We start from the raw sequence: 14,238 nt of genomic DNA, 5'->3' as shown, positions 1-14,238 counted from the left end.
GAGCGTGCGGGAACGCCGAAGAGCGCGCGGGAACGCCGAAGGGCGCGGCGGCCGTAGCCACCGCGCCCCTCATGCAACAGGCGGACCGTCAGAGCCCGTAGCGCTCCCGCGCTTCCTTCACCGCGGACGCCTTGGCCTCGCCCCGTCGTGCCAGCTGCGCCAGCGCCGCGACGACGATCGACTGCGCGTCGACGCCGAAGTGGCGGCGGGCCGCCTCACGGGTGTCGGAGAGGCCGAAGCCGTCGGCACCGAGCGAGGAGTAGTCCTGCTCGACCCACTGCGCGATCTGGTCCGGGACCTGGCGCATGTAGTCGGAGACCGCGAGCACCGGGCCCTCGGCGCCGTGCAGCGCCTGACGGACGAACGGCACCCGCTCCTCGCCGCGCAGCAGGGCCGCGTCGGCCTCCAGCGCGTCGCGCCGCAGCTCCGTCCAGGAGGTCGCGGACCACACGTCGGCGGCCACGCCCCACTCCTCGGCGAGCAGCTTCTGCGCCTGGAGGGTCCAGTGGATCGCCGTGCCGGAGCCCAGCAGCTGGATGCGCGGGGCGTTGGCGACGGGGGACAGGCCCGCCGACTCGGCCGTGTTGAAGCGGTAGAGGCCCTTGACGATGCCCTCGTCGATACCGAGGCCGGCCGGCTTGGCGGGCTGCGGCATCGGCTCGTTGTAGACCGTCAGGTAGTAGAAGACGTTCGAGTCCTCGCCCGGGGCCGCCTCGCCGTACATCCGGCGCAGACCGTCCTTGACGATCGTCGCGATCTCGTACGCGAACGCCGGGTCGTAGGACAGGGCGGCCGGGTTGGTCGCCGCGATGACCGGGGAGTGGCCGTCGGCGTGCTGGAGGCCCTCGCCCGTCAGCGTCGTACGGCCTGCCGTGGCGCCGACCAGGAAGCCGCGGCCGAGCTGGTCGCCGAGCTGCCACATCTGGTCCGCCGTGCGCTGCCAGCCGAACATCGAGTAGAAGATGTAGAAGGGGATCATCGCCTCGCCGTGCGTGGCGTACGCGGTGGACGCGGCGATGAAGTCCGCCATGGAGCCGGCCTCGGTGATCCCCTCGTTGAGGATCTGGCCGTCCTTGGCCTCCTTGTAGTACATCAGCTGGTCGCGGTCGACCGGCTCGTACGTCTGGCCCTTGGGCGAGTAGATGCCGAGGGAGGGGAAGAGGCTCTCCATGCCGAAGGTGCGTGCCTCGTCGGGGACGATCGGCACCCAGCGCTTCCCGGTCTCCTTGTCGCGGACGAGGTCCTTGATCAGGCGGACGAAGGCCATCGTGGTCGCCACGTTCTGCGAGCCGGAGCCCTTGTCGAAGGACGCGAACGCCTTGTCGGCGGGGGCGGGCAGCGGGGCGAGCGCGTGCGTACGGCGGGCCGGGGCCGGGCCGCCGAGGGCCGCGCGGCGCTCCTGGAGGTAACGGACCTCGGGGGAGTCGGCGCCCGGGTGGCCGTAGGGGACCTGGCCGTCGACGAACTGGCTGTCGGAGATGGGCAGCTCGAGCAGGTCCCGCATCTGCTTGAACTCGTCCGTCGACAGCTTCTTCATCTGGTGGTTGGCGTTCTTGGACGCGAAGCCCTCGCCGAGCGTGAAGCCCTTGACCGTCTGGGCCAGGATCACCGTCGGCGCGCCCTTGTGGGCGAGGGCGGCGCGGTAGGCCGCGTACACCTTGCGGGACTCGTGGCCGCCGCGGGAGAGGTGGAAGCACTCGGTGATCTTGTCGTCGCTCAGCAGCTTCGCCATCTCGACGAGCGCCGGGTCGGCGCCGAAGAAGTCCTGGCGGATGTAGGCGGCGTCGCGGGTCTGGTACGTCTGCACCTGCGCGTCGGGTACCTCGCGCAGGCGGCGTACGAGCGCGCCCGTGGTGTCGAGCTGGAACAGCTCGTCCCAGGCCGAGCCCCACAGCGACTTCACGACGTTCCAGCCGGCGCCGCGGAACTGGGCCTCCAGCTCCTGCACGATCTTGAAGTTGGCGCGGACCGGGCCGTCGAGGCGCTGCAGGTTGCAGTTGATGACGAAGGTCAGGTTGTCCAGGCCCTCGCGGGAGGCGAGGGCGAGTGCCGCGGTCGACTCGGGCTCGTCCATCTCGCCGTCGCCGAGGAACGCCCACACGTGGGACTGCGAGACGTCCTTGATGCCGCGGCTGGTCAGATAGCGGTTGAAGCGCGCCTGGTAGATCGCCGACAGCGGGCCGAGGCCCATGGAGACGGTCGGGAACTCCCAGAGCCAGGGCAGGCGCCGCGGGTGCGGGTACGACGGGAGGCCGTTGCCGCCCGCCTCCTGGCGGAAGTTGTCGAGGTGCTGCTCGGTGAGCCGGCCGTCGAGGAAGGCGCGGGCGTAGATGCCGGGGGAGGCGTGGCCCTGGATGTAGAGCTGGTCGCCGGAGCCGGGAGCCTCCTGGGACTCCTTGCCCTTGAAGAAGTGGTTGAAGCCGGTCTCGTAGAGCCAGGCCGCGGAGGCGAAGGTGGCGATGTGGCCGCCGACGCCGTGTTTCGCGCCCCGGGTCACCATCGCGGCCGCGTTCCAGCGGTTCCAGGCGGTGATCCGGGCCTCCATCGCCTCGTCGCCGTCCACGACGGGCTCGGCGGCGGTGGGGATGGTGTTGACGTAGTCGGTCTCAAGCAGCTTGGGCAGCGCGAGACCGTTGCCCTCGGCGCGCTCCAGCGTGCGGCGCATCAGGTACGCGGCACGGTGCGGCCCGGCCGCCTGGGTGACGGCGTCCAGGGAGGCCTGCCATTCGGCGGTCTCCTCGGGGTCGCGGTCCGGGAGCTGGTCGAGCTCGCTCGGCTGGATTGCGGTGGGGTCGGTCATTGCGCCGCCTTCCGGATGCGGAGGGGGGTTCCCTCATCGGCAAGGGGTTTTCGGGGGTGCCCTTATGTCTTTGGCAGGACAGGGCGGCGGGCTCTGGTGGGAGCCCAGCGCTGACTGTAACTCCCTGATCGATGATCGATCAAAGGGTGGAAGGCGAAAACCTCTTCGTATCGCAAAAGTCGGCACGGGGTGCCTTGACGACAGGCACCGGGTGCCTTGGATTCCCAGGGTTTCCCCAGGTGAGCATGGGTGTGCTCGGTTGTGTCACGGGCGCGGCGCGCAGCCCAGCACGTGTGCCTTCACCAGGTCGGCGATCAGCGGATCCCGGCGCCGGAAGGCGTCCACGAGCGCCTCGTGCTCCTCCGCGTACGACTGCTGGACGGTTCCCAGCCAGCGGATGGACAGGGCGGTGAAGACCTCGATGCCCAGACCCTCCCAGGTGTGCAGGAGGACGGAGTTGCCCGCGGCGCGCACGAGTTCGCGGTGGAAGGCGACGGTGTGACGGACCTGGCCGGTGCCGTCCGACAGTCGGTCGGCCTCGTACAGCGCCGTGACGTGCGGCTCCAGGGCCGAGCAGTCCTGGGCGAGCCGCTCGGCCGCCAGCTCCGCCGCGATGGCCTCCAGACCGGCCCGTACGGGGTAGCTCTCCTCCAGGTCGGCGGCCGTCAGGTTGCGCACGCGCACACCCTTGTTGGGTGCCGACTCGATCAGCCGCAGCGACTCCAGTTCGCGCAGTGCCTCCCGCACCGGGGTCTGGCTGACCTCCAGCTCGGTCGCGATCCGCCGCTCGACGATCCGCTCACCCGGCTTCCAGCGCCCGCTGACGATCCCCTCCACGATGTGCTCGCGGATCTGTTCGCGCAGCGAGTGGACGACGGGCGCGGTCATGAGGGGCTCCTTCGTTGGGGGTGGGCCGGCCCCAAGGGCGTTTGACCTTTAGACAATAAGGCCGCATCCCCGTCGGAGAGAGGCGTACGGGGGCGCTTTCATGCAGGTGAGACGAGACTTACACGCTGTCAGAGCGGCCGCGGACGTAAAGAGCCGTACCGGGTGGGGCCCGGAGGCGTCACGTCCGTGTCACCCGGAGAACCCGCGGGCCCCGCACGGTGTGTGGGTCGGCACAGGGGTTTCGGCGCGGGGGTTCCCACGGGGGCTCCCGCGAACGCCAGGGGGTTGGCATGGGCGGATGGGGACGGAAGCGGGCGTTTCGCTGGGCTCTGGTGGCCGGGGCGGTCGCGGCCGTGGCGGCGTGCGGGCCGGTGGACACGGGGGCGGCCGCGCGGCCGGGTGCGACGCGGGCCCACGGCACCTCGGTCGCCTCCGGCGGAGCGTGTGTCTTCGTCAAGCCGGACGGCGCGCAGAAGTTCGGGCACGTCGGCTGGGGTTTCCGGATCACCGGCACCGACCGCTGGGTGTACGGCGCGGTGGAGAACCCGTCGAACGCGCTCTACACCCCGCCCGGCGGCGACATCGGCGCCTGGCACGCGGAGGGCACGTACGCGCGGATGTTCGGCGACATGTCACGTGACGCGCTCCCCCAAGCTCTCGGCTTCGCTCGAGCAGGGGGGACCCCCATTCCAGGGAAGTCCACCCACCCGTACAGCCGCTACCGCTGCACCGACTCGTCGACCAGTGACGTGAAGGCCGCCCGCGCCATGATCCGTACGGTCGAGGAGCGGGGCTTTCTCGTCGGCGTCGACCCGCAGACGGGGGACCTCGGCTCGCGCGACTGTCTGGACGCCACGTACGACGTCCTCAGGGCGTACCGGACGCGGCACCTGACACCCGCCTACCCGACGGAGATCCCGAACATGTGGGTGGAGACGCTGGTGCTGTGGTCGGACAGCGCTCTGAAGCCGCGGTGACCCGTCCGCGCACACGCGAAGCCCCCGCCCGGAAGGTTCCGAACGGGGGCAGCGCGCGAGCGGGGTTGGTTACAGGCCGAGCTCGACCTCGAACTCGCCCGCCTCCAGGATCGCCTTGACCGCGGTCAGGTAACGGGCCGCGTCGGCGCCGTCCACCAGACGGTGGTCGTAGGAGAGCGTCAGGTAGGTCATGTCGCGGACGCCGATGACCGTACCCTCCTCCGTCTCGATGACGGCCGGACGCTTGACGGTGGCACCGATGCCGAGGATCGCGACCTGGTTCGGGGGCACGATGATCGTGTCGAAGAGCGCGCCGCGCGAGCCGGTGTTGGAGATGGTGAAGGTCCCGCCGGACAGCTCGTCCGGAGTGATCTTGTTCGCCCGGACCTTGCCCGCCAGGTCGGCGGTGGCCTTGGCGATGCCGGCGATGTTCAGGTCGCCCGCGTGCTTGATGACCGGGGTCATCAGGCCCTTCTCCGAGTCCACCGCGATACCGATGTTCTCGGTGTCGAAGTAGGTGATCGTGCCCTCGTCCACGTTGATCCGGGCGTTGACGGCCGGGTGGGCCTTCAGCGCCTGGGCCGCCGCCTTCACGAAGAACGGCATCGGGGAGAGCTTGACGCCCTCGCGGGCCGCGAAGGAGTCCTTCGCCTGCGCGCGGAGCTTCATCAGGCGGGTGATGTCGACCTCGACGACCGAGGACAGCTGGGCCTGCTCGTGCAGGGCCTTCACCATGTTGTCGCCGATGACCTTGCGGATGCGGGTCATCTTGACGGTCTGACCGCGCAGCGGGGAGACCTCGAGGGCCGGCGCCTTCTTGGCCGCATGGCCACCGGCAGTCACAGCGGCAGCGGCCGGAGCCGGGGCAGCGGCGGCGGCCTTCGCGGCCTCGGCGGCGGCGAGGACGTCCTGCTTGCGGATACGGCCGCCGACTCCGGTGCCCTTGACGGAGGCCAGGTCGACGTAGTTCTCCGCGGCGAGCTTGCGCACCAGCGGGGTCACGTACGCGCCCTCGTCGGTGGCCTGCGCGGCCGGAGCCGGAGCCGGGGTGACAGGGGCGGGCGCGGCGACCGGCGCGGGAGCCGGAGCGGCGGGTGCGACCGGGGCCGGAGCCACGGGCTGGACCGGAGCCGGGGCGGCAGCGGCCGGGGCGGCCGGAACAGCGGGGGCCGGAGCCGGAGCCGCGGGCGCGGCGGGGGCGGCCGGAGCGGCGGCGGGGGCAGCCGGAGCCGCGGGGGCTGCGGCGGCCGGAGCGGCGCCGGGCGCGCCGACGACGGCGAGCTTCGCGCCGACCTCGGCGGTCTCGTCCTCGGCGACCAGGATCTCCAGCAGGACGCCGGCCACCGGCGACGGGATCTCGGTGTCGACCTTGTCCGTGGAGACCTCGAGCAGCGGCTCGTCCTCCGCGACCTCCTCGCCGACCTCCTTCAGCCAGCGGGTGACGGTGCCCTCGGTGACCGACTCGCCCAGCGCGGGCAGCACGACGTCGGTACCGGAGGCGCCACCGGCCGGAGCGGCGGGGGCGGCGGGGGCCGGGGCGGCCGGAGCCGCGGGGGCCTCGGCGACCGGGGCGGGAGCGGCCGGAGCCGGAGCCGGGGCGGCCACGGGCTCGGCGGCCGGAGCGGGGGCGGCGGCGGGCGCGCCCGTGCCGTCGTCGATGACGGCCAGCTCGGCGCCGACCTCGACCGTCTCGTCCTCGGCGACCTTGATGGAGGCGAGCACACCGGCGGCGGGGGAGGGGATCTCGGTGTCGACCTTGTCGGTCGACACCTCGAGCAGCGGCTCGTCGGCCTCGACGCGCTCGCCCTCGGCCTTCAGCCAGCGAGTGACAGTGCCCTCGGTGACGCTCTCACCGAGCGCCGGAAGGGTTACGGAAACCGCCATGGTTTCTGTTGCTCCTTACGAATGGTGCGGAAGTCTGTGGTCGTCGTCGCGCCCAGGGGCGACGCGGTGACTGAAAACAGCCGGGGCTCGATCAGTCGTGCGAGTGCAGCGGCTTGCCCGCGAGGGCGAGGTGGGCCTCGCCGAGCGCCTCGTTCTGCGTCGGGTGGGCGTGGATGAGCTGGGCGACCTCGGCGGGCAGCGCCTCCCAGTTGTAGATCAGCTGGGCTTCGCCGACCTGCTCGCCCATACGGTCGCCGACCATGTGGACGCCGACCACGGCACCGTCCTTCACCTGGACGAGCTTGATCTCGCCCGCGGTGTTGAGGATCTTGCTCTTGCCGTTGCCCGCGAGGTTGTACTTCAGGGCGACGACCTTGTCCGCGCCGTAGAGCTCCTTGGCCTTGGCCTCGGTGATGCCCACGGAGGCGACCTCGGGGTGGCAGTACGTCACCCGGGGCACGCCGTCGTAATCGATCGGAACGGTCTTGAGGCCGGCCAGACGCTCTGCCACCAGGATGCCCTCGGCGAAGCCGACGTGCGCGAGCTGGAGCGTGGGGACCAGGTCACCGACGGCGGAGATGGTCGGGACGTTCGTCCGCATGTACTCGTCGACCAGGACATAGCCGCGGTCCATCGCGACGCCCTGCTCCTCGTAGCCGAGGCCGGCCGAGACCGGGCCGCGGCCGACGGCGACGAGCAGGACCTCGGCCTCGAACTCCTTGCCGTCGGCGAGGGTGACCTTGACACCGTTCTGGGTGTACTCGGCCTTCGAGAAGAAGGTGCCCAGGTTGAACTTGATGCCGCGCTTGCGGAACGCGCGCTCAAGAAGCTTGGAGGAGTTCTCGTCCTCGACCGGGACGAGGTGCTTGAGGCCCTCGATCACCGTCACGTCGGTGCCGAAGGACTTCCACGCGGAGGCGAACTCGACGCCGATGACACCGCCGCCGAGCACGATCGCGGACTGCGGGACGCGGTCCAGGACCAGCGCGTGGTCGGAGGAGATGATCCGGTTGCCGTCGATCACCAGGCCCGGCAGCGACTTCGGCACGGAGCCGGTCGCGAGCAGCACGTGGCGGCCCTGGATGCGCTGGCCGTTCACGTCGACCGAGGTGGGGGAGGACAGTCGGCCCTCACCCTCGATGTACGTCACCTTGCGGGACGCGATGAGACCCTGCAGGCCCTTGTAAAGGCCCGAGATGACCCCGTCCTTGTACTTGTGGACGGCCGGGACGTCGATGCCCTCGAAGGTGGCCTTGACGCCGAACTGCTCGCTCTCGCGGGCCTGGTCGGCGATCTCGCCCGCGTGCAGCAGGGCCTTGGTGGGGATGCATCCCCGGTGCAGGCAGGTGCCTCCGACCTTGTCCTTCTCGATCAGGGCGACGTCCAGGCCCAGCTGCGCCCCGCGGAGCGCCGCGGCGTAACCGCCACTGCCACCGCCGAGGATCACTAGGTCGAAAACGGTGCTGGCGTCGTTCGCCACGTCACGTCCTCCATGCATGTGCGCCACGCCGGTCTCCAGTGACCGGTCGGCGGCTGGTGTCCGGCCGCTCTTCTTCGGCCCTGTGGTGGGGGCCCTGTCCTGCCGAGAACCCATCTTCGCACTTGTCCGGAGCGTTCGAGACGCCGGGCCGGTGTGTGAGAAGTCGCACTGTCCGAATACAGGGGGTACCTCCGCGCCGTGACAGGGACGCGGAGGTACTGCGCGATCGGCCGCGAATCACCCGCGGCCGCGACACATCCCTAGCCGAGATCGCCCGCGGCGGTCAGCTCGGCGAGCCGCACCAGCGTCCGCACCGCCGACCCCGTACCACCCTTCGGCGTGTAGCCGAAGGGGCCGGACTCGTTGAACGCGGGCCCGGCGATGTCCAGGTGCGCCCACGTGATGCCCTCGCCCACGAACTCCTTCAGGAACAGACCGGCGACCAGGCCGCCGCCCATCCGCTCGCCCATGTTGGCGATGTCGGCGGTCGGGGAGTCCATCCCCTTGCGCAGGTGCTCCGGCAGCGGCATCGGCCAGGACTCCTCGCCGACCTCGTCCGCGGCCTCGACGATCGCCGTACGGAACGCGTCGTCGTTGGCCATCACGCCGAAGGTGCGGTTGCCGAGCGCGAGCACCATCGCTCCGGTCAGCGTCGCCACGTCGATGATCGCGTCCGGCTTCTCCTCGGACGCCTTCCACAGCGCGTCGGCGAGCACGAGACGGCCCTCGGCGTCGGTGTTGAGGACCTCGACGGTCTTGCCGCTGTACATGCGCAGCACGTCACCGGGGCGGGTGGCGGAACCGGAGGGCATGTTCTCGGCGAGCGCCAGCCAGCCGGTGACGTTGACCTCGAGGCCGAGGCGCGCCGCGGCGACCACGGCGGCGAAGACCGCCGCCGCGCCGCTCATGTCGCACTTCATCGTCTCGTTGTGCCCGGCGGGCTTGAGGGAGATGCCGCCCGAGTCGTAGGTGATGCCCTTGCCGACGAACGCGAGGTGCTTGGTCGCCTTCGGCGAGGTGTACGACAGCTTCACCAGGCGGGGAGCGGCGGCCGAGCCCGCGCCGACGCCGAGGATGCCGCCGAAGCCGCCCTTCTGGAGGGCCTTCTCGTCGAGCACCTGCACCTTGATGCCGTGCTCCTTGCCGGCGGCGGTGGCGACGGCGGCGAACGCCTCGGGGTAGAGGTCGTTCGGCGGGGTGTTGATGAGGTCGCGGGCGCGGTTGAGCTCCTCGGTCACGGCGGTGGCGCGCGCGAGGGCCGCCTTGTACGCCGCGTCCCGGGGCTTGCCGCCGAGCAGCGTGACCTCGGCGAGCGGGGCCTTGCCGTTCTTCGCGTCCTTGCCGTTCTTGCCGGTCTCCTTGTAGGCGTCGAAGGCGTACGCGCCGAGCGCCGCGCCCTCCGCCAGGACACCCGCGTCGGCGGCGTCGGTGATCGGCAGGGCGAAGACGGCCTTCTTGGCACCGGCGAGCGCGCGGGCCGCGGCACCGGCCGCGCGGCGCAGCGCCTCGGCACTGAACGTGTCGTCCTTCTCCGGGACGGCTCCCAGTCCGACGGCCACGACGACGGGCGCCTTGAAACCGGTCGGTGCGGGCAGCTTCGTCACCTCGCCCTCGCCGCCGGATGCGCCGAGGGTCTCCAGGATTCCGGCGAGTGCGCCGTCGTACGCCTTGTCCACGGCCTCGGCACCCGGTGCGACGACCGGGCCCTTGGCGCCCTTCGCGACACCGACGACGATCGCGTCGGCCCGCAGGCCGGACGCCGCGGCGGTGCTGAGAGTCAGAGCAGTCACTGTGGTGAGATCTCGCTTCCATTGTTTTGCTGCGGCCGAGTAGGGATGGGTCGACCGGGCCCTGACGAATGACCCTAGATCCGGCCTCAGGGAGTGTCGTTACCTGGGTGGCACATAGTCGGGACGAGCCTACGCGCGCCACCGGGTTTCGCTCATTTCCACGCTCGCTGGAAGTTCAGCCGAGGGAGAGCGCCACGAGGGCGGTGGTCGCCGCCGTCTCGGCGAGGCCGCCGAAGACATCGCCCGTGACGCCGCCGAAGCGGCGTGTGCAGTGGCGCAGGAGCAGTTCGGCACTCGCGCAGGCGGCGAGGACGGCCAGGGGGGCGCGTACGAGGTCGTACGTGCCGAGGAGCGCGCCGGCGCCGGCCGCCGCGACGGCGACGGCGAGGGCCACCAGCAGGGCGCCGCGCACGGGCACCGTGCCCGCGACCGCGGCACCCAGGCCCTCGGGGCGGGCCGGGGGCACCCCGGTGCGCGCGGCCAGGGTGAGGGCGAGACGGGCCGCGGTCGCCGAGACGACGGCCGCGAGCACACCCCGCGCCCACGAGGCCTCGTAGGCCTGGAAGAGCGCGGCGACCTGTGCCAGCAGCACGAAGAGCAGGGTGATCACGCCGAACGGGCCGATGTCGGACTGCTTCATGATCCGCAGCGCGTCCTCGGCCGGCTTGCCGCTGCCGAGGCCGTCCGCGGTGTCGGCGAGTCCGTCGAGATGCAGACCACGGGTGAGCGCGGCGGGTACGGCGGCGGTGGCGACGGCGGCCAGCAGCGGGCCCGCGCCCATCGCGAGCAGCGTTACGCCCACCAGGGCCGCGCCCGCCCCGACGACCAGCCCGGCGACGGGGGCGCACAGCATTCCGCCGCGCGCCGCCTCACGGTCCCAGCGGGTGACCGTGACCGGGAGCACGGTCAGGGTGCCGAAGGCGAAGCGGAGGCCGTGGGGGAGAGGGGTCCTGGACACCGGCGCAGGGTACCCGGGGCGGTGGCGGGCCCGCCGAGGACGGGTGCGGCGGCCGGGCACGAAGCCACGGATAAAGTGCGCAATATGGGTCATTGGTTGCAGAGGAACATCATCGAACCGGGAAAGCTGCCGCTTCTGCTGGCACTCGCCTCCTTCGTGCTGACCTTCGTGATCACCCGTGTCATCGTCCGCCTCATCCGCGCGGGCAAGGGTCCGTTCGGCAACGTCAAGGCGGGTGGTCTGCACATCCACCACGTCGTGCCCGGCGTCGTCCTGACTGTGATCGGCGGCTTCGGCGCGGTGGCCAGCTCCCGGCACGGCGGCTTCGGCGCCGCCCTGTTCGCGGTGGTGTTCGGGATGGGCGCCGGGCTGGTGCTCGACGAGTTCGCGCTGATCCTGCACCTCGACGACGTGTACTGGAGCGAGGAGGGCCGCAAGAGCGTCGAGGTCGTCATGGTCACGGCGGCCCTCGTCGGTCTGGTGCTCGGTGGTTTCCTGCCGTTCGGGGTCAACGACATGACCCAGGAGGAACTCCAGGACCGCGGCGGGGTCATCGTGAGCGTCGCCGTGAACTTCCTCTTCGCCCTGCTCGCCCTGAGCAAGGGCAAGGCCCGCATGGCGATCTTCGGCGTGATCGTCCCGTTCGTCGCCCTCATCGGCGCCGTCCGGCTGGCCCGCCCGGTCTCCCCGTGGGCCAGGCGCTTCTACCGCCGCAGGCCGCGCGCCCGGGCCAGGTCGATCCTGCGCGCCTACCACCACGACCGCCGCTGGTTCGGCCCGCGCCGCAAGCTTCAGGACTGGATCGGCGGAAAACCGGATCCCGTCCGGTCCCTGCCCGGCCGCCGGTGACGGTGGTGGTGGTGACGGTGGCGGTGTTGGTGGCGGTGGTGGTGACGGTGACGGTGACGCAGGATCGAGATCCCGTACAGCACGAAGACCGCGGCGAGCGCGGCGATGTGCTCCTTGCCCGCGAGGTTCCCCTTGAGCGCCACCTCGATCACCATCGCCGCGGCCACCCCCCACCCCGTCCAGTACGCCCGATAGCGCCAGGCGACGAACACGGCGAGGCCGACCACGGCCGCCGAGGGCCCGGTGTCCACGACCTGCGCGTCCGTCGGGGGCAGCCCCAGGGGGTTGTCCGGGCTCAGCGAGATCGCCACGCGCGCGTAGAGCGTGCCGGCCAGCGTGGCGGCGTACGCGATGACGAGCATCCGCCACCAGCCCAGACAGATCTCGGCGATCCCGAACACGATGAGGAGCTGCAGCAGCGCACCCCACACCGGCAGGTCGAGGGCCGGCACGAACAGGGAGAGCGGGGTGCGCAGCAGGGCGAGCCAGAGCGGCTCCTCGGCCCGCACGGAGCCGATGTCCTGCACGAACTGGAAGCCCCAGGGCTGGTTCTGCACGAACTGGAGGAGGGCCGTCAGTAAGACGGCCCCGAGCGTCACCGGCATCGCCCGCCAACGCTGTCCGGCGAGTGCCTCGCGCACGGTGACGTACAGCAGTCCCCATTCGGCGCGGGCGAGGCGGGCGAGGGTGTTCATGCAGTGGTCTCCATCTGTCCTGCTGTCCCGGTCCCCGTCCGGCAGGCTCGCCCCGTCCGTCCGGTCGCCGTCATCGATGCGACTCCAGGTGCCTGCGGTGCAGCCACTTCGGCAGTCCGGGTGCTTCGAGAAACCCCTCGGCGCGCGCGGCCGCGAGGCCGATACGCAGCAGGTCCGCGCTCTTCTCGAAGAGCAGGAACCGGGGTTCCCAGATCGGCCGGTACTTGGCGTTGGCCCGGTACAGCGACTCGATCTGCCACCAGCGCGAGAAGAAACTGAGCAGGGAACGCCACAGCCGCAGCACCGGCCCGGCGCCGAGCCGTCCACCACGTTCGAAGACGGAACGGAACATGGCGAAGTTGAGCGAGACCTGAGTGATCCCGATCTCCTGGGCGCGGCGCAGGAGTTCGATCACCATGAACTCCATCAACCCGTTCTCGGCGTCCCGGTCACGCCGCATCAGATCGAGCGAGAGCCCCTGCGGCCCCCACGGCACGAAGGACAGCAGCGCCCGCAACTCTCCCTCCCCATCGGTGCATTCCAGCATCACGCACCGTCCGTCGTCCGGGTCGCCGAGCCGTCCGAGCGCCATGCTGAACCCGCGTTCGGTCGCCCCGTCCCGCCAGTCGTCGGCACGCCGCAGGAGGTACGTCATCTCGTCGGCCGGGATGTCCTCGTGCCGGCGGATGCGCACCTCGTACCCGGCCCGCTTGACCCGGTTGTAGGCCTGCCGGACCGTGCGCATGGCGCGTCCATCGAGGGTGAATTCGGCGGTCTCGACGATCGCCTCGTCACCGAGTTCGAGGGCGTCGAGCCCGTGCCGTGAGTAGACGGTCCCCGCCTCCTCGCTCGCTCCCATCACCGCCGGGATCCAGCCGTGCGCGCGGGCCTCGGCGAGCCAGGGCTCGATGGCGCCGGGCCACGCCTCCGGGTCGCCGATCGGGTCGCCGGAGGCCAGTGAGACCCCGCCGACGACGCGGTACGCGACCGCGGCCTTGCCGGTCGGCGACCAGATCACGCTCTTCTCCCGGCGCAGCGCGAAGTAGCCCAGCGAGTCGCGGTCGCCGTGCCGGTCGAGCAGGGTGCGCAGCCGGTTCTCGTCGTTCTCGGTGAGCGGGTCGACGGCGCGGCGGGAGCGGAAGGCGGCGTAGAACACGGCGAGGACCAGCAGGGTGCTGAGCACGTTGATGGTGACGTTGACCCAGTTGGCGATCTCCAGGCCGGGGAAGCGGGAGTCGTCGGCGGCGACGGAGACCAGTCGCAGGGCGCCGTAGCGCCAGCGGTCCCAGAAGGTCGAACGGTAGGCGTCCTGCGCGCTGTTGGTGACGGTCACCAGCAGTGCGGCGAGCAGGGAGGCGACGAGCAGTCCGCCGACGGCGACGGCCGCGGCGAGCTTGGGGTTCGACCGGTCGCCCTTCGCGTAGAACTCCCGGCGGCCGACGACGAGCGAGACGACGAAGGCGGCGGTCAGGGCGATCGAGACCCAGTTCTGGGCGTACTGGCGGATCTCCGGGAAGGTCATCGCGACGGCGAACAGCATCAGGAACAGTCCGCTGAGCACGAAGTTGAGGATCCACGCGGCCCGTTTGCGGCGGCGCATCGTGATGGCCAGGAACATGGTGAACACACCCGACGCGAATCCTGCCGTCAGCAGGTACGGGGTGAAGAAGTTCTCGGTGTTGTGGCGCCGTACGTCCTGTCCGAGCGACACCCACGCGGCGCTCAGGAAGTTGATGAACGCGACGGCCCGCAGGTACCAGACCGCGAAGGCGGCGGCTCTGCGTGACGCGCCTGTGGACAGGTGGTCCCCTTCACCCTGACGGGCCGGGACTCGCTCCTGGTCAGCGGCAATTCGGGCATCTCCCATAAAGGGCGATGATATGGGGCAGGGTGTGTCGTGCGGGGGAGGGGCGGTAC

At 71.1% G+C, this 14,238-nt stretch carries 10 protein-coding genes; 2 read left to right on the top strand and 8 right to left on the bottom strand.

Annotated elements, in window-relative coordinates; genetic code table 11:
* Positions 1–88: 88 nt before the first annotated feature.
* Together aceE and ACFZDJ_RS02460 are read right to left on the bottom strand one after the other, a co-directional pair.
* Positions 89–2,800: a pyruvate dehydrogenase (acetyl-transferring), homodimeric type gene (gene aceE, locus ACFZDJ_RS02465; RefSeq protein WP_384926436.1), complete on the bottom strand. Its 2,712-nt coding sequence runs from the start codon at positions 2,798–2,800 to the stop codon at positions 89–91.
* 264 nt (positions 2,801–3,064) lie between these two features.
* Complete coding sequence (locus tag ACFZDJ_RS02460) at positions 3,065–3,688, bottom strand: GntR family transcriptional regulator (protein WP_054230749.1); 624 nt, start codon at positions 3,686–3,688, stop codon at positions 3,065–3,067.
* 290 nt (positions 3,689–3,978) lie between these two features.
* On the opposite strand from ACFZDJ_RS02460, the gene ACFZDJ_RS02455 reads away from it, so the two are divergent.
* The gene (locus ACFZDJ_RS02455; RefSeq protein ID WP_391055507.1) at positions 3,979–4,665 is read left to right on the top strand and encodes a hypothetical protein; all 687 of its coding nucleotides are present in this window, start codon (positions 3,979–3,981) and stop codon (positions 4,663–4,665) included.
* Positions 4,666–4,734: 69 nt separating this feature from the next.
* Here ACFZDJ_RS02455 and sucB read toward each other — a convergent pair whose 3' ends face one another.
* The 4 genes from sucB to ACFZDJ_RS02435 all read right to left on the bottom strand — a co-directional run bounded on the left by sucB (position 4,735) and on the right by ACFZDJ_RS02435 (position 10,777).
* Complete coding sequence (gene sucB / locus ACFZDJ_RS02450) at positions 4,735–6,549, bottom strand: 2-oxoglutarate dehydrogenase, E2 component, dihydrolipoamide succinyltransferase (protein WP_391055504.1); 1,815 nt, start codon at positions 6,547–6,549, stop codon at positions 4,735–4,737.
* A gap of 91 nt (positions 6,550–6,640) precedes the next feature.
* A complete protein-coding gene (gene lpdA, locus ACFZDJ_RS02445; protein WP_168490671.1) occupies positions 6,641–8,029 on the bottom strand; it encodes a dihydrolipoyl dehydrogenase in 1,389 nt (462 codons plus the stop codon).
* 260 nt (positions 8,030–8,289) lie between these two features.
* Positions 8,290–9,819, bottom strand: a complete 1,530-nt coding sequence (locus ACFZDJ_RS02440) for a leucyl aminopeptidase (protein ID WP_384923977.1) — start codon at positions 9,817–9,819, stop codon at positions 8,290–8,292.
* A gap of 175 nt (positions 9,820–9,994) precedes the next feature.
* Entirely contained in the window at positions 9,995–10,777 is a 783-nt protein-coding gene (locus tag ACFZDJ_RS02435) for an adenosylcobinamide-GDP ribazoletransferase (RefSeq protein ID WP_384923979.1), read from the bottom strand.
* 84 nt (positions 10,778–10,861) lie between these two features.
* Here ACFZDJ_RS02435 and ACFZDJ_RS02430 point away from each other — a divergent pair, with 84 nt between their 5' ends.
* A complete protein-coding gene (locus ACFZDJ_RS02430; RefSeq protein ID WP_168508249.1) occupies positions 10,862–11,626 on the top strand; it encodes a hypothetical protein in 765 nt (254 codons plus the stop codon).
* Here the strand turns inward: ACFZDJ_RS02430 and ACFZDJ_RS02425 are convergent.
* Together ACFZDJ_RS02425 and ACFZDJ_RS02420 are read right to left on the bottom strand one after the other, a co-directional pair.
* Positions 11,569–12,321 carry a hypothetical protein gene (locus ACFZDJ_RS02425; RefSeq protein WP_390928014.1) on the bottom strand — a complete coding sequence of 251 codons (753 nt, stop codon included), beginning with the start codon at positions 12,319–12,321 and terminating at the stop codon, positions 11,569–11,571. The genes ACFZDJ_RS02430 and ACFZDJ_RS02425 overlap by 58 nt on opposite strands.
* A 70-nt stretch (positions 12,322–12,391) precedes the next feature.
* The gene (locus ACFZDJ_RS02420; RefSeq protein WP_384923985.1) at positions 12,392–14,188 is read right to left on the bottom strand and encodes a phosphatidylglycerol lysyltransferase domain-containing protein; all 1,797 of its coding nucleotides are present in this window, start codon (positions 14,186–14,188) and stop codon (positions 12,392–12,394) included.
* Positions 14,189–14,238: the final 50 nt, after the last annotated feature.

The sequence above is a fragment of the Streptomyces sp. NPDC007896 genome (assembly GCF_042959425.1).
Lineage (GTDB): Bacteria > Actinomycetota > Actinomycetes > Streptomycetales > Streptomycetaceae > Streptomyces.
Note: the sequence above shows the minus strand (reverse complement) of the source record. Positions and strands in the feature narration are given on the sequence as shown.

What these genes read in the sequence shown, in the direction of transcription:
- ACFZDJ_RS02460 (WP_054230749.1), bottom strand. Translation starts at nt 3,688, where the DNA reads ATGACCGCGCCCGTCGTCCACTCGCTGCGCGAACAGATCCGCGAGCAC.
- aceE (WP_384926436.1), bottom strand. Translation starts at nt 2,800, where the DNA reads ATGACCGACCCCACCGCAATCCAGCCGAGCGAGCTCGACCAGCTCCCG.
- sucB (WP_391055504.1), bottom strand. Translation starts at nt 6,549, where the DNA reads ATGGCGGTTTCCGTAACCCTTCCGGCGCTCGGTGAGAGCGTCACCGAG.
- ACFZDJ_RS02420 (WP_384923985.1), bottom strand. Translation starts at nt 14,188, where the DNA reads ATGGGAGATGCCCGAATTGCCGCTGACCAGGAGCGAGTCCCGGCCCGT.
- ACFZDJ_RS02430 (WP_168508249.1), top strand. Translation starts at nt 10,862, where the DNA reads ATGGGTCATTGGTTGCAGAGGAACATCATCGAACCGGGAAAGCTGCCG.
- ACFZDJ_RS02425 (WP_390928014.1), bottom strand. Translation starts at nt 12,321, where the DNA reads ATGAACACCCTCGCCCGCCTCGCCCGCGCCGAATGGGGACTGCTGTAC.
- ACFZDJ_RS02455 (WP_391055507.1), top strand. Translation starts at nt 3,979, where the DNA reads ATGGGCGGATGGGGACGGAAGCGGGCGTTTCGCTGGGCTCTGGTGGCC.